General features: G+C 41.1%; 8 protein-coding genes, 1 tRNA gene, 4 rRNA genes and 1 riboswitch. Of the genes, 8 read left to right on the forward strand and 5 right to left on the reverse strand.

The genetic code is table 11. From position 1 onward, the window contains the following. The first annotated feature begins 1 nt into the window (after position 1). The 6 genes from rrf (ACU5DF_RS22915) (at position 2) to ACU5DF_RS22940 (ending at position 6,793) form a co-directional block, all read left to right on the forward strand. Positions 2-117 (forward strand): 5S ribosomal RNA (gene rrf, locus ACU5DF_RS22915). Positions 118-518: 401 nt separating this feature from the next. Beyond that, positions 519-2,061: ribosomal RNA gene (locus ACU5DF_RS22920) — 16S ribosomal RNA — on the forward strand. Between the two features lie 329 nt (positions 2,062-2,390). Continuing rightward, positions 2,391-5,281, forward strand: a 23S ribosomal RNA gene (locus tag ACU5DF_RS22925). 136 nt (positions 5,282-5,417) lie between these two features. After that, a 5S ribosomal RNA gene (rrf, locus tag ACU5DF_RS22930) occupies positions 5,418-5,533 on the forward strand. The 16S, 23S and 5S rRNA genes sit together here with 1 tRNA gene alongside, the layout of an rRNA operon. A 33-nt stretch (positions 5,534-5,566) precedes the next feature. Next, positions 5,567-5,643: transfer RNA gene (locus ACU5DF_RS22935), tRNA-Asp, on the forward strand. Between the two features lie 126 nt (positions 5,644-5,769). Beyond that, positions 5,770-6,793, forward strand: a protein-coding gene (locus tag ACU5DF_RS22940; RefSeq protein ID WP_446714010.1) for an IS630 family transposase whose coding sequence is annotated in 2 segments (ribosomal slippage) — positions 5,770-6,224 and positions 6,223-6,793 — 1,026 coding nt in all. Because the reading frame shifts where the segments join, the coding sequence is not laid out codon by codon here. A gap of 79 nt (positions 6,794-6,872) precedes the next feature. On the opposite strand, the gene ACU5DF_RS22945 is transcribed toward ACU5DF_RS22940, so the two are convergent. After that, complete coding sequence (locus ACU5DF_RS22945) at positions 6,873-8,150, reverse strand: cation:proton antiporter (RefSeq protein ID WP_446714011.1); 1,278 nt, start codon at positions 8,148-8,150, stop codon at positions 6,873-6,875. 180 nt (positions 8,151-8,330) lie between these two features. Here ACU5DF_RS22945 and metH point away from each other — a divergent pair, with 180 nt between their 5' ends. After that, positions 8,331-12,011: a methionine synthase gene (metH, locus tag ACU5DF_RS22950; protein WP_446714012.1), complete on the forward strand. Its 3,681-nt coding sequence runs from the start codon at positions 8,331-8,333 to the stop codon at positions 12,009-12,011. Between the two features lie 85 nt (positions 12,012-12,096). Here the strand turns inward: metH and lysC are convergent, their stop codons facing one another. Beyond that, positions 12,097-13,449 carry a lysine-sensitive aspartokinase 3 gene (gene lysC / locus ACU5DF_RS22955; protein WP_446714013.1) on the reverse strand — a complete coding sequence of 451 codons (1,353 nt, stop codon included), beginning with the start codon at positions 13,447-13,449 and terminating at the stop codon, positions 12,097-12,099. A gap of 67 nt (positions 13,450-13,516) precedes the next feature. Beyond that, a riboswitch (Lysine riboswitch) is annotated at positions 13,517-13,690 on the reverse strand. A 216-nt stretch (positions 13,691-13,906) separates the two neighbouring features. Here lysC and ACU5DF_RS22960 point away from each other — a divergent pair. After that, positions 13,907-15,016, forward strand: coding sequence for a pyridoxal-phosphate-dependent aminotransferase family protein (locus tag ACU5DF_RS22960; RefSeq protein ID WP_446714014.1), 1,110 nt, complete (start codon positions 13,907-13,909; stop codon positions 15,014-15,016). A 47-nt stretch (positions 15,017-15,063) separates the two neighbouring features. Here ACU5DF_RS22960 and ACU5DF_RS22965 read toward each other — a convergent pair whose 3' ends face one another. The 3 genes from ACU5DF_RS22965 to galU all read right to left on the reverse strand — a co-directional run bounded on the left by ACU5DF_RS22965 (position 15,064) and on the right by galU (position 20,822). Next, on the reverse strand, positions 15,064-16,848 hold the full coding sequence (locus tag ACU5DF_RS22965) for a PglL family O-oligosaccharyltransferase (protein ID WP_446714015.1): 1,785 nt from the start codon (positions 16,846-16,848) through the stop codon (positions 15,064-15,066). Between the two features lie 96 nt (positions 16,849-16,944). Continuing rightward, complete coding sequence (gene uvrA / locus ACU5DF_RS22970; RefSeq protein WP_446714311.1) at positions 16,945-19,776, reverse strand: excinuclease ABC subunit UvrA; 2,832 nt, start codon at positions 19,774-19,776, stop codon at positions 16,945-16,947. Between the two features lie 176 nt (positions 19,777-19,952). Then, entirely contained in the window at positions 19,953-20,822 is an 870-nt protein-coding gene (gene galU / locus ACU5DF_RS22975; RefSeq protein ID WP_045102957.1) for a UTP--glucose-1-phosphate uridylyltransferase GalU, read from the reverse strand. Between the last annotated feature and the right edge of the window lie 436 nt (positions 20,823-21,258).

The following is a 21,258-nucleotide window of genomic DNA, read 5'->3' on the forward strand; positions in this document are numbered from 1 at the left end:
GCTTGGCGACCATAGCGTTATGGACCCACCTGATCCCATGCCGAACTCAGAAGTGAAACGTAATAGCGCCGATGGTAGTGTGGGGTTTCCCCATGTGAGAGTAGGACATCGCCAGGCTTGAATTTGAATAAGTGCCCGTTCAATAGAACGGGCTTTTATTTCGCTCCCAGATTGTCACTGTGAGCCAAGTCAACATAACGTTTTTAAGTCTTTCATAAATAAATGAAAAAGTTGAAAATATTATCTTGACTTTCAAATCAGAAAGCGTATTATACGCAGCCTGAAGCGACGAAGCGGTAACGCTAAGTGGTTGAAAGACAAGCTCTTTAACAATTTAACCAAATCAATCTGTGTGGGCACTTGTGAGTTGATAATCACTAGTTTGCTTTTACTTTTCGAAGTGAATTCAAACAAAAATAATCAATGAACTGAGTGACTACACAAAATTACTTTTATGTAAGAAATCAGTATTAATCATTGAGCCGGTTTTGTTTCTGCTGAAACAAACCAAAAAACTTTAATTGAAGAGTTTGATCATGGCTCAGATTGAACGCTGGCGGCAGGCCTAACACATGCAAGTCGAGCGGTAACAGAAATTAGCTTGCTAATTTGCTGACGAGCGGCGGACGGGTGAGTAATGCCTGGGAATATGCCTTAGTGTGGGGGATAACTATTGGAAACGATAGCTAATACCGCATAATGTCTTCGGACCAAAGAGGGGGATCTTCGGACCTCTCGCGCTAAGATTAGCCCAGGTGAGATTAGCTTGTTGGTGAGGTAAGAGCTCACCAAGGCGACGATCTCTAGCTGGTCTGAGAGGATGATCAGCCACACTGGAACTGAGACACGGTCCAGACTCCTACGGGAGGCAGCAGTGGGGAATATTGCACAATGGGCGAAAGCCTGATGCAGCCATGCCGCGTGTATGAAGAAGGCCTTCGGGTTGTAAAGTACTTTCAGTCGTGAGGAAGGGTGTGTAGTTAATAGCTGCACATCTTGACGTTAGCGACAGAAGAAGCACCGGCTAACTCCGTGCCAGCAGCCGCGGTAATACGGAGGGTGCGAGCGTTAATCGGAATTACTGGGCGTAAAGCGCATGCAGGTGGTTTGTTAAGTCAGATGTGAAAGCCCGGGGCTCAACCTCGGAACCGCATTTGAAACTGGCAAACTAGAGTGCTGTAGAGGGGGGTAGAATTTCAGGTGTAGCGGTGAAATGCGTAGAGATCTGAAGGAATACCAGTGGCGAAGGCGGCCCCCTGGACAGACACTGACACTCAGATGCGAAAGCGTGGGGAGCAAACAGGATTAGATACCCTGGTAGTCCACGCCGTAAACGATGTCTACTTGGAGGTTGTGGCCTTGAGCCGTGGCTTTCGGAGCTAACGCGTTAAGTAGACCGCCTGGGGAGTACGGTCGCAAGATTAAAACTCAAATGAATTGACGGGGGCCCGCACAAGCGGTGGAGCATGTGGTTTAATTCGATGCAACGCGAAGAACCTTACCTACTCTTGACATCCAGAGAATTCGCTAGAGATAGCTTAGTGCCTTCGGGAACTCTGAGACAGGTGCTGCATGGCTGTCGTCAGCTCGTGTTGTGAAATGTTGGGTTAAGTCCCGCAACGAGCGCAACCCTTATCCTTGTTTGCCAGCACGTAATGGTGGGAACTCCAGGGAGACTGCCGGTGATAAACCGGAGGAAGGTGGGGACGACGTCAAGTCATCATGGCCCTTACGAGTAGGGCTACACACGTGCTACAATGGCGCATACAGAGGGCTGCAAGCTAGCGATAGTGAGCGAATCCCAAAAAGTGCGTCGTAGTCCGGATCGGAGTCTGCAACTCGACTCCGTGAAGTCGGAATCGCTAGTAATCGTGAATCAGAATGTCACGGTGAATACGTTCCCGGGCCTTGTACACACCGCCCGTCACACCATGGGAGTGGGCTGCAAAAGAAGTGGGTAGTTTAACCTTCGGGAGGACGCTCACCACTTTGTGGTTCATGACTGGGGTGAAGTCGTAACAAGGTAGCCCTAGGGGAACCTGGGGCTGGATCACCTCCTTAAACGATAGATTACGATTTATGAGTGTTCACACAGATTGATTAGGTTTTAATAAGTTGAAGTGACAGAGCTTTAATTAATGATTTCGATTATTGATTAAAGCTTTTTGCTTTAAGCTCTTTAACAATTTGGAAAGCTGACTGATTTAAATAACTTACGAGTTATTCAAATCAAAATTTAAAAGTTCTTAATATCTTTTGTTTATCTTAGATAAACAAATTAAAAACACATTCAAGTGTTCTTGTATTTTGAATCCGGCGAAAAACCAGAACTCGCAATGACGAGTTCAACCTTGGTTGTTTATGCCATACGAAACCTCTTGGGGTTGTATGGTTAAGTGACTAAGCGTACACGGTGGATGCCTTGGCAGTCAGAGGCGATGAAAGACGTATTAACTTGCGATAAGCCCAGATTAGGTAGTAAAAACCTTTTGAGTCTGGGATTTCTGAATGGGGAAACCCACTAGCATAAGCTAGTATCGCTGCGTGAATACATAGCGCAGCGAAGCAAACCGGGAGAACTGAAACATCTAAGTACCCCGAGGAAGAGAAATCAACCGAGATCCCGAAAGTAGCGGCGAGCGAAATTGGGTTAGCCCTTAAGCTTTTAATGAGACAGGTGAAGCCTCTGGAAAGTGGCGCGATACAAGGTGATAGCCCTGTAACCGACATCTCATCATCAGTGAAAACGAGTAAGGCGGGACACGTGATATCCTGTCTGAATATGGGGGGACCATCCTCCAAGGCTAAATACTACTGACTGACCGATAGTGAACCAGTACCGTGAGGGAAAGGCGAAAAGAACCCCTGTGAGGGGAGTGAAATAGAACCTGAAACCGTGTACGTACAAGCAGTAGGAGCATACTTGTTATGTGACTGCGTACCTTTTGTATAATGGGTCAGCGACTTATATTCAGTGGCAAGGTTAACCGTTTAGGGGAGCCGTAGGGAAACCGAGTCTTAACTGGGCGTTCAGTCTCTGGATATAGACCCGAAACCAAGTGATCTAGCCATGGGCAGGTTGAAGATTGAGTAACATCAATTGGAGGACCGAACCGACTAATGTTGAAAAATTAGCGGATGACTTGTGGCTAGGGGTGAAAGGCCAATCAAACTTGGAGATAGCTGGTTCTCCCCGAAATCTATTTAGGTAGAGCCTCGGACGAATACTACTGGGGGTAGAGCACTGTTAAGGCTAGGGGGTCATCCCGACTTACCAACCCTTTGCAAACTCCGAATACCAGTAAGTACTATCCGGGAGACACACGGCGGGTGCTAACGTCCGTCGTGGAGAGGGAAACAACCCAGACCGCCAGCTAAGGTCCCAAAGTTATAGCTAAGTGGGAAACGATGTGGGAAGGCTCAGACAGCCAGGATGTTGGCTTAGAAGCAGCCATCATTTAAAGAAAGCGTAATAGCTCACTGGTCGAGTCGGCCTGCGCGGAAGATGTAACGGGGCTAAGCTATACACCGAAGCTGCGGCAATGCAATTTATTGTGTTGGGTAGGGGAGCGTTCTGTAAGCCGTCGAAGGTGTGCTGTAAGGCATGCTGGAGGTATCAGAAGTGCGAATGCTGACATGAGTAACGATAAAGGGGGTGAAAAACCCCCTCGCCGGAAGACCAAGGGTTCCTGTCCAACGTTAATCGGGGCAGGGTAAGTCGACCCCTAAGGCGAGGCTGAAAAGCGTAGTCGATGGGAAACGGGTTAATATTCCCGTACTTCTTATAATTGCGATGGGGGGACGGAGAAGGCTAGGTGGGCTTGGCGACGGTCGTCCAAGTTCAAGTGCGTAGGCTAAGAGTTTAGGTAAATCCGGACTCTTGTTAGGCTGAGACACGATGTCGAGCATCTACGGATGTGAAGCCATTGATGCCATGCTTCCAGGAAAAGCCTCTAAGCTTCAGATTATAAGAAATCGTACCCCAAACCGACACAGGTGGTCGAGTAGAGAATACTAAGGCGCTTGAGAGAACTCGGGTGAAGGAACTAGGCAAAATGGTACCGTAACTTCGGGAGAAGGTACGCTCCTAGCGGTGATGAGACTTGCTCTCTAAGCTGCCGGGAGTCGCAGATACCAGGTGGCTGCAACTGTTTATTAAAAACATAGCACTGTGCTAAATCGTAAGATGACGTATACGGTGTGACGCCTGCCCGGTGCTTGAAGGTTAATTGATGGGGTTAGACTTCGGTCGAAGCTCTTGATCGAAGCCCAAGTAAACGGCGGCCGTAACTATAACGGTCCTAAGGTAGCGAAATTCCTTGTCGGGTAAGTTCCGACCTGCACGAATGGCGTAATGATGGCCACGCTGTCTCCACCCGAGACTCAGTGAAATTGAAATCGCTGTGAAGATGCAGTGTACCCGCGGCTAGACGGAAAGACCCCGTGAACCTTTACTACAGCTTGGCACTGAACATTGACCCTACATGTGTAGGATAGGTGGGAGCCTTTGAAACCAGTACGCTAGTATTGGTGGAGGCAATCTTGAAATACCACCCTTGTATGCTTGATGTTCTAACGTTGGCCCCTTATCGGGGTTGCGGACAGTGCCTGGTGGGTAGTTTGACTGGGGCGGTCTCCTCCCAAAGAGTAACGGAGGAGCACGAAGGTGGGCTAAACACGGTTGGACATCGTGTGGTTAGTGCAATGGCATAAGCCCGCTTGACTGCGAGAATGACAATTCGAGCAGGTACGAAAGTAGGTCATAGTGATCCGGTGGTTCTGAATGGAAGGGCCATCGCTCAACGGATAAAAGGTACTCCGGGGATAACAGGCTGATACCGCCCAAGAGTTCATATCGACGGCGGTGTTTGGCACCTCGATGTCGGCTCATCACATCCTGGGGCTGAAGTCGGTCCCAAGGGTATGGCTGTTCGCCATTTAAAGTGGTACGCGAGCTGGGTTTAGAACGTCGTGAGACAGTTCGGTCCCTATCTGCCGTGGGCGTTGGATGATTGAAAGGGGCTGCTCCTAGTACGAGAGGACCGGAGTGGACGAACCTCTGGTGTTCGGGTTGTTACGCCAGTAGCATTGCCCGGTAGCTAAGTTCGGGATCGATAAACGCTGAAAGCATCTAAGCGTGAAGCGAGCCTTGAGATGAGTCATCCCTGATACTATACGTATCCTAAAGGGTTGTTGGAGACTACGACGTAGATAGGCAGGGTGTGTAAGTGCTGCGAGGCATTGAGCTAACCTGTACTAATTGCCCGTGAGGCTTAACCATACAACACCCAAGGGGTTTTGAACGGATTTAAAGTTGCAAGAAACAGATTGAATGTGATTAAGAACAACTCTTTATATAGAGAAACGGCTTTCCAGATTATTATTTATCTCTTAGTGAGGTAGATAGAAAGAATTTGCTTGGCGACCATAGCGTTATGGACCCACCTGATCCCATGCCGAACTCAGAAGTGAAACGTAATAGCGCCGATGGTAGTGTGGGGTTTCCCCATGTGAGAGTAGGACATCGCCAGGCTTTTAAATTAAGATACACCTGAATAGACACTGCGGAGTGGTAGTTCAGTTGGTTAGAATACCGGCCTGTCACGCCGGGGGTCGCGGGTTCGAGTCCCGTCCACTCCGCCACTACACCAAGAAAGCCCTAATCGAAAGATTAGGGCTTTTTTACATCTGAATAAAACGAATCGTTCAGGTTATAATACCAATTTCGTTAATTTTATGATCTAATATGGACTCTTAAAAGGAGTCCTTATGAAGCATGATTTCCCGAGTTTGATTAATTCCACATCCAATGCTCGACTTAGAGTGCGTTATTTATCCGTTTCTCATTTTGTTGACGGTAAAAGTCGCACTCAAATAGCTAAGTATCTTAAAGTTAGCAGAGTAAGCGTCAATAAATGGGTCAAAGCATATCTCAACAATGGTCTTCAAGGACTTCAAGAGAAACCACATTCTGGTAGGCCTTATCGCCTAACAGACGAGCAAAAATCACAACTCAAAGAATGTGTTATCGAACATGCCGTAAATGAGAGTGGCGGTCGTCTTCAAGCAAGAGACATTGGGCTCTATATAGAAAGCAACTTCAATACATCATATAAAAAGTCGGCGCTCTATCAGTTATTACATGACATAGGTTTGAGTTGGATTACAACTCGTTCCAAACATCCTAAGCAGTCAGTTGAAGCTCAAGAAGCTTTTAAAAAAATTCCCAATCGAAACGCTCCTTAAGATCCCTGGTCATGTCCCCTTAAAAGATGTTCAAATATGGTTTCAAGACGAGGCTAGATTTGGTCAACGCAATACAACAACGCGCATATTGGCAGAGAAAGGGACCCGCCCTAGAGTAGTACAACAACAGCAATTTGAGTATGCATACCTTTTCGGAGCTGTATGTGTCACGACAGGAGAAACTGAAGCGATAGTGGTTCCCCTGAGCAATATGGAAGCAATGAAAGAGCAACTCAGATTAATTTCTCAAGCCACACTAGCTGGCAAGCATGCTGTTGTTATCATGGATCAAGCGAGTTGGCACCAGAGCTATCTTGCCGATGAATTTGAGAACCTCACCATAATTCATATCCCACCTTATTCGCCCGAACTTAACCCTATAGAACAGGTATGGAGTTGGCTCCGCCAAAATGAAGTAGCAAACAGGTGCTTCGAAAACTATGACGATATCGTAGAGACATTATGTAGAGCGTGGAATCGGTTTTGTGAAGATAAAGACAGAGTCATCTTACTCTGCTTTAGATATTGGTTAAAATTGATAAGTTAATTAACGGAATTGGTATTATAGATATAAAAAATGGAGATACACAATATGCATCTCCATTAATAATTGATAGTGCTATGGATTAAGAATCTTTTTCTAATTTCTTTGCTTTTTCAATCATGGTTGTAATGGTTGAGCCTTGAACCAAAATAGAGAAAACAACAACAGAATAAGTCATAACAAGAATAATTTCTCTGACATCTATATTCTTATCTGGGATGATGATAATGCCTGATGGGATAGCCAAAGCCATCGCTAAAGCCAGTCCGCCTCGAAGGCCGCCCCAAGTTAAGATATTTACGGATAATGGGTTATAAGTTCTGAATCGTTTAAAGCCAATATATGGTAAGTAAACGCTTAAATAGCGACTTGCTAGCACCAGTGGGATAGATATTGCCATTAAGATCCAGTCTTCTTGATGGAATTGGAATAACAACATAGACATACCAATAAGAAGAAATAACACGCCATTTAAGAATTCATCAACAAGCTCCCAGAAATGGTCTAAATGCTCTTCACTTTCTTTTGAAAAACCAATATAACGGGTCCAGTTGCCGATCATTATACCAGATACGACCATAGCTAAAGGACCTGAAACATGAATGACTTCAGCAAATGCATAACCTGATGTTGGGATACCTATGGTTAATAATAATTCCATTGAATGGTCATTAGTTGAACTTATTAGATAATGGAAAATTAAACCTAAAAGGAAACCGTAAATAATACCGCCAATAGCTTCCTGTAAAAATAGTGCTGTTACACTACCAATTGTTGGTGTTTCTGAACCAAAAGCAATGGTAAATAGCGTAACGAAAATTACTAAACCAAAACCATCATTGAATAATGATTCACCTTCGATTTGAGTCGAAATACGTTGTGGAGCATTCAGCTTTTTTACTATCGCAAGTACGGCAATAGGATCGGTTGGTGAGATCAATGAGCCAAATAATAAGCAGTAGATTAAATCAAGATTAATACCTATTAGATTACATATTCCCCATAGAGTAAAACCAATAAAGAAAGTTGAGAATAAGGTAGCTCCTAAAGCAAGTACGGTTATTTCCCACTTTTGATCTTTAAGGTTTTGAAGTTTTATCCCTAGCCCGCCAGCAAATAATAAGAAACCTAATATTCCTTTTAATAAAAAATCTTCGAAATTTATATCTGTCAGAGTTTCAGTCGCAACTTCTCTAAGATGAAACCAATCATTGTGACCAGCAAAAATTATCCCTAGTGATAGCATCATTGAGCCTGCAGTGATTGCTATCGTTGTCTGCATTTTTCCTATTTTGCTATTAAAAAATGCGATTAACATAGCAGCAGCTGCAAGAAAGCAGAGTGTGTTATATACGGACATTGTTAACCTCTATATATCTTATTTATGTAACAAAATGTGATTCAGGTCATTTTCCACTCAAATTGATAAATATCAAACTTTATTTCTAATTTGGATAAATAAATCTATTTTGGACGTCTAGATTCCTATTCGATGTGTGATAGGATTGTAACAGAAACGTATTATGGATGAGGCAGTACCGTGGCAGGAAGCAATAAGAAAACTGAAATAGAAAAGCACCTTCTGGAACGTATACTTTTGATCGATGGTGGCATGGGAACCATGATCCAAGAGTATAAGTTTGAAGAACAAGATTATCGTGGAGAGCGCTTTAGTGATTGGCATTGTGACTTAAAAGGTAACAATGATCTTCTAGTGCTTTCTCGTCCTCAAATTATTAGAGATATTCATTCTGCTTATTTAGAAGCGGGTGCAGATATCTTAGAGACTAACACCTTTAACTCAACAACGATCGCAATGGCTGACTATGATATGGAAAGTCTGAGCGAAGAAATGAACTTCGAAGCTGCAAAATTAGCAAGAGAAGTCGCAGATGAATGGACATTAAAAACGCCTCATAAACCGCGTTATGTTGCAGGTGTTTTAGGCCCAACGAATCGAACGTGTTCTATTTCTCCTGACGTAAATGACCCTGGTTACCGAAATGTCTCTTTCGATGAATTAGTCGAAGCTTACTCTGAATCAACTCGTGCATTAATCAATGGTGGTTCTGATTTAATTCTTATTGAAACCATCTTTGATACTTTAAATGCAAAAGCGTGTTCTTTTGCCGTTGAATCTGTTTTTGAAGAAATGGGTATTACATTACCGGTGATGATTTCAGGTACGATTACAGATGCTTCAGGTCGTACGCTTTCAGGACAAACTACAGAAGCGTTCTACAATGCTTTGCGTCATGTTAAACCAATCTCATTTGGTTTGAATTGTGCATTAGGACCTGATGAATTACGTGAATATGTAAGTGAGCTGTCTCGTATTTCTGAGTGCAGTGTTTCAGCACACCCGAATGCAGGCTTGCCTAATGCCTTTGGTGAATATGATCTCTCTCCAGAAGAAATGGCAGAACACGTAAAAGAGTGGGCCGAGAGTGGTTTTCTAAACTTGATTGGAGGTTGTTGTGGTACGACTCCAGAGCATATTCGTCAAATGGCACAAGTGGTAGAAGGGGTTAAGCCACGTCAATTACCGAGACTTCCTGTTGCTTGTCGTTTATCTGGTTTAGAACCATTAACTATTGAGAAAGACTCTCTTTTTGTGAACGTAGGTGAAAGAACCAATGTTACCGGTTCTGCTCGTTTTAAGCGTTTAATCAAAGAAGAGTTATACGATGAAGCCTTGAGTGTCGCTCGTGAGCAAGTAGAAAATGGCGCTCAAATTATTGATATCAACATGGATGAAGGCATGCTTGATGCTGAAGCGTGTATGGTTAAATTCTTAAATCTATGTGCTTCAGAACCAGAGATATCTAAAGTTCCTGTGATGGTCGATTCTTCTAAGTGGGAAGTTATCGAAGCTGGCCTTAAATGTATCCAAGGTAAGGGTATTGTTAACTCGATATCGCTTAAAGAAGGTAAAGAAAAATTCTTACAGCAAGCTAAGTTGATCCGTCGTTATGGTGCAGCTGTGATTGTGATGGCTTTTGATGAAGTGGGTCAGGCCGATACTCGTGAGCGAAAAATTGAAATATGTACTAACGCTTATAATATCTTAGTAGATGAAATTGGTTTCCCGCCAGAAGACATTATTTTTGACCCAAATATCTTTGCTGTTGCTACGGGAATCGATGAACATAACAACTACGCTGTTGATTTTATTGAAGCAGTTGCCGATATAAAAAGAACGCTTCCTCATGCCATGATTTCAGGTGGCGTATCTAACGTATCATTCTCATTCCGAGGTAATAATTACGTACGTGAAGCGATTCATGCTGTGTTCTTATATCACTGCTTTAAGAATGGTATGGATATGGGGATAGTGAACGCTGGTCAATTAGAGATTTACGATAACTTACCAGAAGATTTACGCGAAGCGGTAGAAGATGTCGTTCTTAACCGTCGCAATGATTCAACAGAACGACTACTAGATATCGCGACAGAGTATCTAGAGCGTGCTGTCGGAAAAGTCGAAGATAAATCAGCACTTGAGTGGCGCTCATGGTCGGTTGAAAAACGTCTTGAGCATTCATTAGTAAAAGGGATTACTGATTTCATTGTTGAAGATACCGAAGAAGCTCGTGTAAATTCTGAACGTCCAATTCATGTTATAGAAGGTCCATTAATGGATGGTATGAATGTGGTTGGTGACTTATTTGGTGAAGGTAAGATGTTTCTTCCTCAAGTAGTTAAATCTGCTCGTGTAATGAAGCAAGCGGTAGCGCATTTAGAGCCATTCATTAATGCAACTAAAGATGTGGGATCTACTAACGGAAAAATTCTTTTAGCTACAGTAAAAGGTGATGTTCATGATATCGGAAAGAACATCGTAGGCGTAGTACTACAATGTAATAACTACGAGATTATTGATCTAGGTGTAATGGTTTCTTGTGAGAAAATACTAAAAGTAGCAAAAGAAGAGAATGTCGATATTATCGGACTTTCAGGTCTTATTACTCCATCACTTGATGAGATGGTTCATGTCGCTAAAGAGATGGAGCGTCAAGGGTTTGATTTGCCACTTTTAATTGGTGGAGCAACAACCTCTAAAGCACATACTGCTGTTAAGATAGAACAAAACTACTCCCAACCTGTGGTTTATGTTAATAATGCTTCTCGTGCTGTTGGTGTTTGTACGTCATTGCTTTCTAATGAATTGAAACCAGCATTTATTGAGAAGTTGGATTTAGATTACGAGCGTGTGCGTGATCAACATAGCCGTAAAACACCACGAACAAAACCCGTTTCACTAGCAAGAGCACGAGAAAACCAAGTCGATATTGATTGGGTAAACTACACGCCTCCTGTACCTGTAAAGCCGGGTGTGCATATTATTGATGATATGGATGTTGCTACGTTACGCCAATATATTGATTGGACCCCTTTCTTTATGACATGGTCTTTAATGGGAAAATATCCTGCAATTTTAGATCATGAAGAAGTGGGTGAAGAGGCGAAGCGTTTATATAAAGATGCGAACGATCTGTTGGATCGTGTAGAAAAAGAAGGCTTACTAAAAGCGCGAGGAATGTGTGCTATTTTTCCTGCTAACAGTGTTGATGATGATATTGAAGTGTATACCGATGAATCACGTACTGTGGTATTGAAAGTTCTACATAATTTACGCCAACAAACAGAAAAGCCAAAAGGGTTTAACTATTGTCTATCTGATTATATCGCGCCGAAAAAGAGCGGAAAAGCCGATTGGATAGGTGGCTTTGCTGTGACTGGAGGTATTGGTGAGCGAGATCTAGCGGATGAGTATAAAGCCAAAGGTGATGACTATAACGCCATTATGATCCAAGCCGTAGCAGATCGCTTAGCCGAAGCATTTGCTGAGTATTTACACAAAGAAGTTCGTAAAGATATCTGGGGATATTCACCAGATGAAGATCTTTCTAATGATGATCTTATCCGTGAAAAATACCAAGGTATTCGCCCTGCTCCTGGTTATCCTGCCTGCCCTGAGCATACGGAAAAAGGAAGCTTATGGGAGTTGATGAATGTTGAAGAATCGATTGGTATGTCATTAACCTCAAGTTATGCGATGTGGCCAGGCGCATCAGTGTCGGGTATGTATTTCTCACACCCAGACTCTCGTTATTTTGCTATTGCTCAAATACAGCAAGATCAAGCTGAAAGTTATGCAGAGAGAAAAGGTTGGGATATGTTAGAAACTGAAAAGTGGCTAGGGCCAAATCTAAACTAAGATCTTTTTCATAATAAACATTAAAAATCCCATTAATAATCAATTAATGGGATTTTTTAGTTTAATAGGTTTAGAACATGATTTTCTACTTTTCAAATAGTTCTTTATGTAGAACTTGAACCGCACGTTTAGATTCTGATTCATGTAACAAGAAACATAAATTATGCTGACTTGCTCCATAACAAATCATGCGTAGATTGAAATCTTCTAAAGCTCCAAACACTTGCTTAGCATATCCTTTAGAGTCACTCATTTGATTACCAATAAGTGCAATTAGACATAGATCGTTTTCTATTTCAACCGTGCATAATTTTTCTAATTCTTGTTGGGCTTCAAAAGGTAATTCTGGCGCTTTACCGTTGGTATTAGTTTGGTCAAGAGTAAGAGCGACACTTACTTCAGAGGTGGTAATTAAATCGACTGAAATCTGATATTTAGCTAATATTTTAAATACTTCAGCTAGAAAACCATAAGCATGGAACATGTTTGGACTATGTAATGTCACCATGGTTTGATTGCAACGTAAGGTTAGCGCTCTAAATAATGGAGAGCTGTCTACTTTTTGCTTTATCCACGTACCGCCTTTTTCTGGTTCTTTTGATGAACCAACAAACACAGGGATTTGATGACGTAGAGCGGGTAATAGTGTTGATGGGTGTAAAATTTTAGCACCATAGTTTGCCATCTCTGAAGCTTCACTAAAGCTAATTTCTGGGATTGGAGATGCAGCAGGTGCAATGCGAGGGTCGGTAGTATAAATACCAGGAACATCAGTCCAAATTTCTAATCCACAAGCATTTACAGATTCAGCTATTAATGCCGCACTATAATCACTGCCACCTCGACCTAATGTCGTTGTATTTCCTTCATTATCAGACCCAATGAAACCTTGTGTTACGACAATATGTTTCTGGCAAAGAGGTGCGAGTTTAGCTTGAGCTAGCTGAGATATTTCTTCAAGTTGTGGCTCACCTTTACCAAATTGTGCATCGGTGCGAAGAACTGTTCTGATATCAAAGCGAACGGCAGAGTTACCGCGTTCAATTAATAGTTGAGTAAATAGGTGAGTTGACATGAGCTCACCGCAAGAAACAAGATGATCAGTGAGTTTATCACTTGATTGAAATGAAGCTGCATCGGCCGCTTTTTTTATGTCTTCAAGGATTTCAAGAATAGCTTTCTCTGGATAAATAGGATCAGAGAGTTGATCTAATACAGAAAAGTGAATGGACTTTAACTCTTCAAAAATATCTTTTTTTCTTTGGTTATCTTGTACACCGTTAGCGAGCTCTACCAATAAATTAGTAACGCCAGAGCAAGCACTAATAACCACAAGGTGAGTTTTTTGATTCTGCTCGACAACATGAGCGCTGCAGCTCATTGCTTCGAAATTGGCAACGCTAGTGCCACCAAATTTAGCAACATTAATAGGGTTCACTTTCCTGTCTCCCGACTACATCCAATGTGTAAAATAAAGGTGAAGGGGTGATAGCAAGAAATAAATAGTTGCTAGAAGCCCTTCACTTAAAAAATAAGTGACAATCGTTAGGATTCAGCCTAAACGACCGACGAAGTTTTCCCAATAAAGTTCGTCTCGGCATTACTCTCCCTCACTTAGTTGACTAGGAGTTTGGACTCCACAAATTAAGTTACCTAGGTAATGCTCCTCTTCTTTATGTATTTCAAAGGAACAAAATACGTATTAATAATGTGCTTTTTTATGGCTTAAATGTCAACAAGTGGTAACAACTTTATTTGTATTTCTTCTCTTTAAAGTAAAAGTAGGTGTTTTGATGGTGTTTTTTCTAGTTTAGTCACTCTAATGACTTAGTCTAATTGAGTTTAATTATTTTTGTGTCTATTCTTTGTACACCCTATATTTCAAGGAGTGAATAATGCAAAGTTTTATCCCACCAAGAAGAACCCTTATGGGACCTGGTCCATCAGATATTTCACCACAAGTATTACAAGCCTTAAGCCGACCTACAATTGGCCATCTTGACCCATTATTCATAAAAATGATGGATGAGGTTAAAGAGTTACTTAAATACGCATTTCAAACAGAAAACGAGTTCACGATTGCAGTATCAGCCCCTGGAAGTGCAGGAATGGAAACTTGTTTTGTTAACTTAGTTGAAGCTGGCGAGAAGGTTTTAGTTTGTCGTAATGGTGTTTTTGGCGAACGAATGCGACAAAATGTTGAGCGTTGCGGCGGTACTGCAATTGTTATTGATGATAAGTGGGGAGAACCAGTTTCGTTAGATAAAGTGAAACAAGCGTTAGAACAACATCCTGATATTACTATTGTCGCTTTTGTGCATGCAGAAACGTCTACAGGAGTATTGAGTGACGCTAGAGCTATTTCTGAACTTGCACGTAAGCATGGATGCCTAACCATTGTGGATGCGGTGACGTCATTAGGTGGCGTTCCATTATTGGTGGATGAATGGCAATTGGATGCGGTGTATTCTGGTTCCCAAAAATGTTTATCTTGTACACCAGGTTTGTCTCCTGTGACGTTCTCGAATAAAGCCGTTGAGAAGATGACATCGAGAAAGACGCCCGTACAGAGTTGGTTTTTAGATCAAAGTTTGGTGTTAGGTTATTGGAGTGGTGAGGGAAAAAGAAGCTATCACCATACGGCCCCAGTCAATAGTTTATACGCCTTACATGAAGCATTATTAATGCTAAAAAATGAAGGAATAGAAGAAGCGTGGAGTAGACATGCATATTATCATCAAGAGCTAAAACAAGGTTTAGAAGCTCTAGGTATTCAATTTATTGTTGATGAAGCTTATCGGTTGCCACAATTGAATGCAGTTTATATTCCGGAAGGTGTTGATGATGCTGCGATTAGGTCACGCCTACTGAATGAATATAATTTAGAAATTGGTGCTGGACTGGGAGATTTAGCAGGGAAAGCATGGCGTATTGGTTTAATGGGGTATGCGGCTAAGAAAGAAAATGTGGCTCTTTGTCTTAAGGCTTTATCTGATGTTCTTTAAGAATTAACCAAAAAACCGCTGAATAATCAGCGGTTTTTATGAATCGTTTATTTATTTTTCTCTTTTAATACAGAGGAGTTCTGGCGAAGTTTTTCATCTAATTCTACCGATTCAAATTTATTATTTGGAAATAAGAAAATCGCCTCTCTTCTTATATCTTCTGCATTTTGAACTTGCCCAAGAGCTTGATAAGCAATGATTAGGTTTTGATAAAATGCAGGTCTAGGCTTTGTTTTTATAAGCTCTTTTGACCATGTTATATAGGGTGTAATTAATTCTGATTTTTTATTCATAATCCCTATAGTTAGCTGAGCTGAAAGCACATCCCAATTAAATCTATCTTCCCAAGCAACAGGGTTAGTCACTTGATTTAAAATATCAGGGTTCATTGGGCGGGTGGTTTCAAATTTCGTTAATACCCAATTGGTATGCAGCGTTGAAAGCATATAGAAAGCAGTAACAATTGGGAGAACTAACGAACTTATACGTAAAGCTACTTTTATGATATCGCCGATATGGCGCTTTTTGTACTTACAGCTAAGTTGATCTATCCAAAAGAGAAGAATAATAAAAGTGAACCAATGAACCATTGAGTGATAGAACGGGTACTCTAATTGGCTATGAATAAAAATAGGAGCAATTAAGGCAAGTAAAGCAAACTGTGTATCTAGTTTACTTTTTCTTATCTTTAGCAGTACGCCACCAGCAGCAATAAGCAAACCTAAAATAGCGACAACACCTCCTTCTACTCCCCAATATAGAACTTCGTTGTGAGGGTGTTCCATCGAAGGAAGCCCAGGTCTATAGGTCGTTGAGAGTTGATGTTGTTTAGCTGTATACAAGGTGTATTCTGCTTCAAAATTCCCGTAACCATACCCTGTGATTGGTTTCTCTAAGAACATATCGAGAGCTTGAGGGAAAATGTATTGTCTCGCATTCGCTAAACTGGTTTTTTGAATGATAGTTGATGCGTTATTCGTCTCTTTTTCTTTTGATATTTCGAGGAGAGCATAATGACCACTAAAACCTATAACTATTGCTAATATCCAAGAAAAAAATCGTTGTTTAGTACAGTATTTCCACATATAGGGTGTTAATAAAGTAATACTAAAAATGGTAGCAAGCCATCCTGTACGAGATGCCAAGACGATAATCAGCGGTACTGTAAATATGATAGTTGCATAAAGCAGGGTTAGTGCAATGATGTTTTCACGGTATTTAGTCGGTTGTCTAGCTAGGAAATAAGAGGCAATAGCAAGCCCTGTAGCTAAGAAACTTGCCATAACATTAGGTTGTTGAAAAATACCATAAGGTCGATTAACGATAACGTTATAGCCAAAGCCATTACCTTCTTTTAGAAAGATATATTGGATGTAACCTATACTAGTCTCAATTAAAACAGAGCCAATAATACACCATAAAAGCCATTGCTTTTGTTTATTTGAAAAAGCGAATTGTTGCAATGTAATGAAAAAAATTAGCCCAGCCCATAAGCCTAAGAACTTACCGAGTGCTAATTCTGGTGAGGCATCATGATAAAATAAGGGGATAGAGAGTAGTATTACAGACAATGATAAAACAAGTGTTAAAGTTGAATATTTAAGGAGTCCTTGTTTGGCTATATGAAATACACCAATAGCAATAGCAATACTAGCAGGGATCCAAGAGATGGCATTAAATGCAAGGTGTAAGCCTGAACCGCCAGGGTTTGGTTGAAAGAAGTGAGCACAGACAAAGAAAAGAGTACTAAGGCTAAATAAAAAAGATTTAGTTAATGGTTTTCTAACCTTTCTTGCTTCTAGTTGCGTTCCTTGGGTAAGTAGCGTTGCCATGTATTAATCAATTCCTATTGCGAGCATGAATATAAAAAGTAAAGCCAACAAAATGCTGGCTTTATTCTATCGTATTCACCTTATAAAGTGCGGAATTTATTGCTTATTCAACATTGGTTTTAAGAAGCGTGCAGTATGAGAGCCTTCAACAAGAGCCACGTTCTCAGGTGTTCCTTCAGCTACAATCTCTCCTCCACCTTGTCCACCTTCTGGACCAAGATCAATAATCCAATCCGCTGTTTTTACAACATCAAGGTTATGTTCGATCACGACAATGGTATTACCTCGCTCACGTAAGCGATGCAGTACATTCAATAATTGCTGAATATCGTGAAAATGCAGACCTGTGGTGGGTTCATCTAGGATATATAGTGTTTTCCCTGTATCTCGTTTTGATAGTTCGCGAGCTAATTTAACTCGTTGAGCTTCACCACCAGATAAGGTGGTCGCTGCTTGACCTAAACGAATATAAGATAGCCCTACATCCATTAGTGTTTGCAGCTTTCTAGCAATAACAGGGACTGGTTGGAAGAAAGAATTGGCATCTTCAATGGTCATTTGAAGGACTTCATCAATGCTCTTACCTTTGTATTTTACTTCTAGAGTTTCACGGTTATAGCGCTTACCGGTACACACATCACAAGGAACATAAACATCAGGCAAGAAATGCATCTCAACTTTAATTACTCCATCTCCCTGACAAGCTTCACAGCGGCCACCGCGGACATTAAAACTGAAGCGGCCCGGCTTATACCCACGAGAACGAGATTCTGGCGTACCAGAAAATAACTCACGAATAGGGGTAAAGATCCCAGTATAAGTCGCAGGGTTTGATCGAGGAGTTCGCCCAATTGGACTTTGATCAATATCGATAACCTTATCAAAGTGTTCAATACCTTTGATCTTTTTATAGGGTGCTGGTTCTGATGTTGTGGCTCCATTTAACTGAGTATGAGCAATCTTAAAGAAAGTATCGTTGATTAGTGTTGATTTGCCAGAGCCTGAAACGCCAGTAACGCACGTAAACAGACCAACCGGTAATTTGAGTGTGACATTTTTTAAGTTATTGCCAGTTGCGCCAATCAGTTCAACTTGTTTTTTAGGGTCTGCTTTAATTCGCTCATGTGGAATGGAAATTTCTTTAGCGCCACTTAGGTATTGACCTGTTAGCGATTCTGGATTTGAAATAATATCTTGGTAACTGCCTTCTGCGACAATATGACCACCATGAATTCCGGCCCCAGGACCGATATCAATAATATGATCCGCACTTCTTATTGCGTCTTCATCGTGCTCCACAACAATAACTGTATTGCCCAGATCTCGAAGATGGTTAAGGGTTTTCAATAGGCGTTCATTATCTCGTTGGTGAAGGCCGATAGAAGGCTCGTCAAGAACGTACATAACACCGACTAATCCTGCACCTATTTGACTTGCAAGACGAATACGTTGAGCTTCACCACCAGAAAGAGTATCAGCACTACGTGATAGATTAAGGTAATTTAGACCAACATTGATAAGGAAATTCAGGCGCTCATTAATCTCTTTCATGACCTTATCTGCAATTTGAGCTTTCTGTCCTTTCAGCTCCAGTGAACTAAAAAAGGCCATTGAATCTTGAATGCTCATTTCACAGATTTCAGGTAATGTTGTGTCACCAACAAATACACTACGAGCTTCTAAACGTAAGCGAGTTCCGTGACAGCTTGAACATGACTGAGTTGAAATATACTTTGATAGGTCATCACGAACTGAACTTGATTCTGTTTCTTTGTAGCGTCGATCAAGCGTGTTTAATATTCCTTCAAAAGGATGGCGCTTAACGCGTAGATCGCCGCGATCATTGCTGTATTGGAACTCAATTTCTTCTGTTCCTGAACCATTAAGAATGATATTTTGAAATTTCTTTGATAGTGATTTAAATGGCGCAAAAAGATCAAACCCATAGTGTTTGGCTAATGAGCCTAACATTTGAAAGTAATAATAGTTTTTTTGATCCCAACCTTTAATCGCCCCTTCAGCAATACTGAGCTTATTATCTAAAACAATACGATCAGCATCAAAATACTGTTGAACCCCTAAGCCATCACAAGTACCACAAGCGCCAGCAGGGTTATTGAATGAAAACAGACGAGGCTCAAGTTCAGACATACTGTAGCCACAATGTGGACAGGCAAAGTTGGCAGAAAAGATCAGAGGCTCATGCTTGGTATCATCCATGTAATCAACAACAGCAATACCACCAGTGAGCTCTAGCGCGGTTTCAAAAGATTCAGCAAGGCGTTGTTTTAAATCGTCTCGAACTTTAAAACGATCAACAACCACTTCAATGGTGTGTTTTTTATGAAGTTCTAATGTCGGAGGATCGGAGAGATCACACACTTCACCATCAATACGAGCACGAATAAATCCTTGTGCGGCTAAATTTTCTAACGTCTTAACATGCTCACCTTTACGCTCTTTCACAATAGGTGCTAACAACATCAGCTTTGTGCCTTCAGGCAACTCTAGCGCTTTATCTACCATTTGGCTGATAGTTTGTGCTGTTAATTCGACATGATGTTCAGGACAACGAGGTTCGCCAATACGTGCGTATAGAAGACGTAAGTAATCGTAGATTTCAGTAATTGTACCGACTGTCGATCTTGGGTTATGAGATGTGGATTTTTGTTCGATAGAAATCGCAGGAGAAAGCCCTTCAATGTGGTCAACATCTGGTTTTTCCATTAATGATAAAAATTGACGAGCGTATGCAGACAAAGATTCAACATAGCGTCGTTGACCTTCTGCATACAAGGTATCAAAGGCCAAAGAGGATTTACCTGAGCCTGATAATCCCGTAATAACCGTTAGCTTATCTCGTGGGATAGTTAAGCTAATATCTTTTAGGTTATGGGTTCTTGCCCCTCGAACTTCAATTTTATCCATGGAACGTCTCTCTGCTTAAACAATAACTAGAGAATAAGTATTGCACAGAGTATTAAAACAGCAAAGAGGTACTGGATAAAAAAACAGTAATGTTATTAGAAGAGAGATTCTATAAGAGATATGAAAATGCCTTGTAATAAATCACAAGACATTAGTATGATTAGCAAATCAAGGGGTTATTTTTTACCTGTTTTTTGCTTTGCAAGTTCAGCAGATTTTTTATCTTTTAAATAAACATTTTCGTAGCAGTAGTTAGTTGCTTCGATGTAACCTTCAACGCTACCGCAGTCAAAACGCTTACCTTTAAACTTATACGCAAGAACACAACCAGATTGAGCTTGTTTTAATAGTGCATCCGTAATTTGGATTTCACCGCCTTTACCCGGTTCTGTTGTTTCTAGGATCTCAAAAATATCAGGAGTTAAGATGTAGCGACCAATAATGGCAAGGTTACTTGGTGCTGTACCTGGTTCTGGTTTTTCTACCATGCTATCTACACGGTAAAGATCGTCTTTGATCATCTCACCCGCAATAACGCCGTATTTGTGAGTTTCGTTATCTGGTACTTCTTCTACTGCAACGATAGAGCAACGGAATTGCTTATACAATGCAACCATTTGAGAAAGAACTCCTTGCTCTTCGTTCACGCATAAATCATCAGCAAGTACGACAGCAAAAGGTTCATCGCCCACTAGTTCACGACCAGTAAGAATAGCATGACCTAAACCTTTCATTTCGCGCTGGCGGATATAAGTAAAGTGAGCTGCATCAATGAGTTCACGAACATCATCAAGCAGTTCTTCTTTATTGGTACCACTGATTTGATGTTCTAGTTCGTAGTTTTTATCAAAGTGGTCCATTAATGAATGCTTGCCACGGCCTGTTACAACACAGATCCCGTCCATACCCGCATTGATAGCTTCTTCTACGCCATATTCAATCAGAGGTTTGTTTACTACTGGCATCATCTCTTTTGGCATTGATTTAGTTGCTGGTAAAAAGCGAGTGCCGTAGCCTGCGGCAGGAAAAAGACATTTTTTGATCATAACTGAGTCCTAAATAGACAATAACTTTAAAATTAATAAAAATGCTCTTACATGAGCGTCATCGTTATAAGATAAAGTGTAACGATTAAATATAGTGAAATGAAGTTGTTTCGTTTTAAAGAGGTGTTAGGCATCTTATTAATGCGATTTATTTAATCATTATCATTAATATAGCATGGGTTATCTACATCAATAGCTCATGCTTTCGCAGGTAATTAGAGTTAAATGTTTTACTGATAATTTGGTAGTTATTATTTATTATCAGAATTTATTCGGTCGAAATCACCCTTTAAGTGAAATGGAGTTCTATTGTAAGTTTAAATAAATATTCTTATGTATTATTTTAAATTACTCATGAATCGATTCTAGCTTTAGGGCTATCAGAAATAACCATGAACGTGTTAGACTGAAGACTACTGTATATATAACCGGGTAG

Source organism: Aliivibrio wodanis, assembly GCF_052920805.1.

Bases quoted from the DNA above. Each gene is read 5' to 3' on its own strand.
- ACU5DF_RS22945 (WP_446714011.1), bottom strand. From the start codon at position 8,150: ATGTCCGTATATAACACACTCTGCTTTCTTGCAGCTGCTGCTATGTTA.
- galU (WP_045102957.1), bottom strand. From the start codon at position 20,822: ATGATCAAAAAATGTCTTTTTCCTGCCGCAGGCTACGGCACTCGCTTT.
- ACU5DF_RS22960 (WP_446714014.1), top strand. From the start codon at position 13,907: ATGCAAAGTTTTATCCCACCAAGAAGAACCCTTATGGGACCTGGTCCA.
- ACU5DF_RS22965 (WP_446714015.1), bottom strand. From the start codon at position 16,848: ATGGCAACGCTACTTACCCAAGGAACGCAACTAGAAGCAAGAAAGGTT.
- uvrA (WP_446714311.1), bottom strand. From the start codon at position 19,776: ATGGATAAAATTGAAGTTCGAGGGGCAAGAACCCATAACCTAAAAGAT.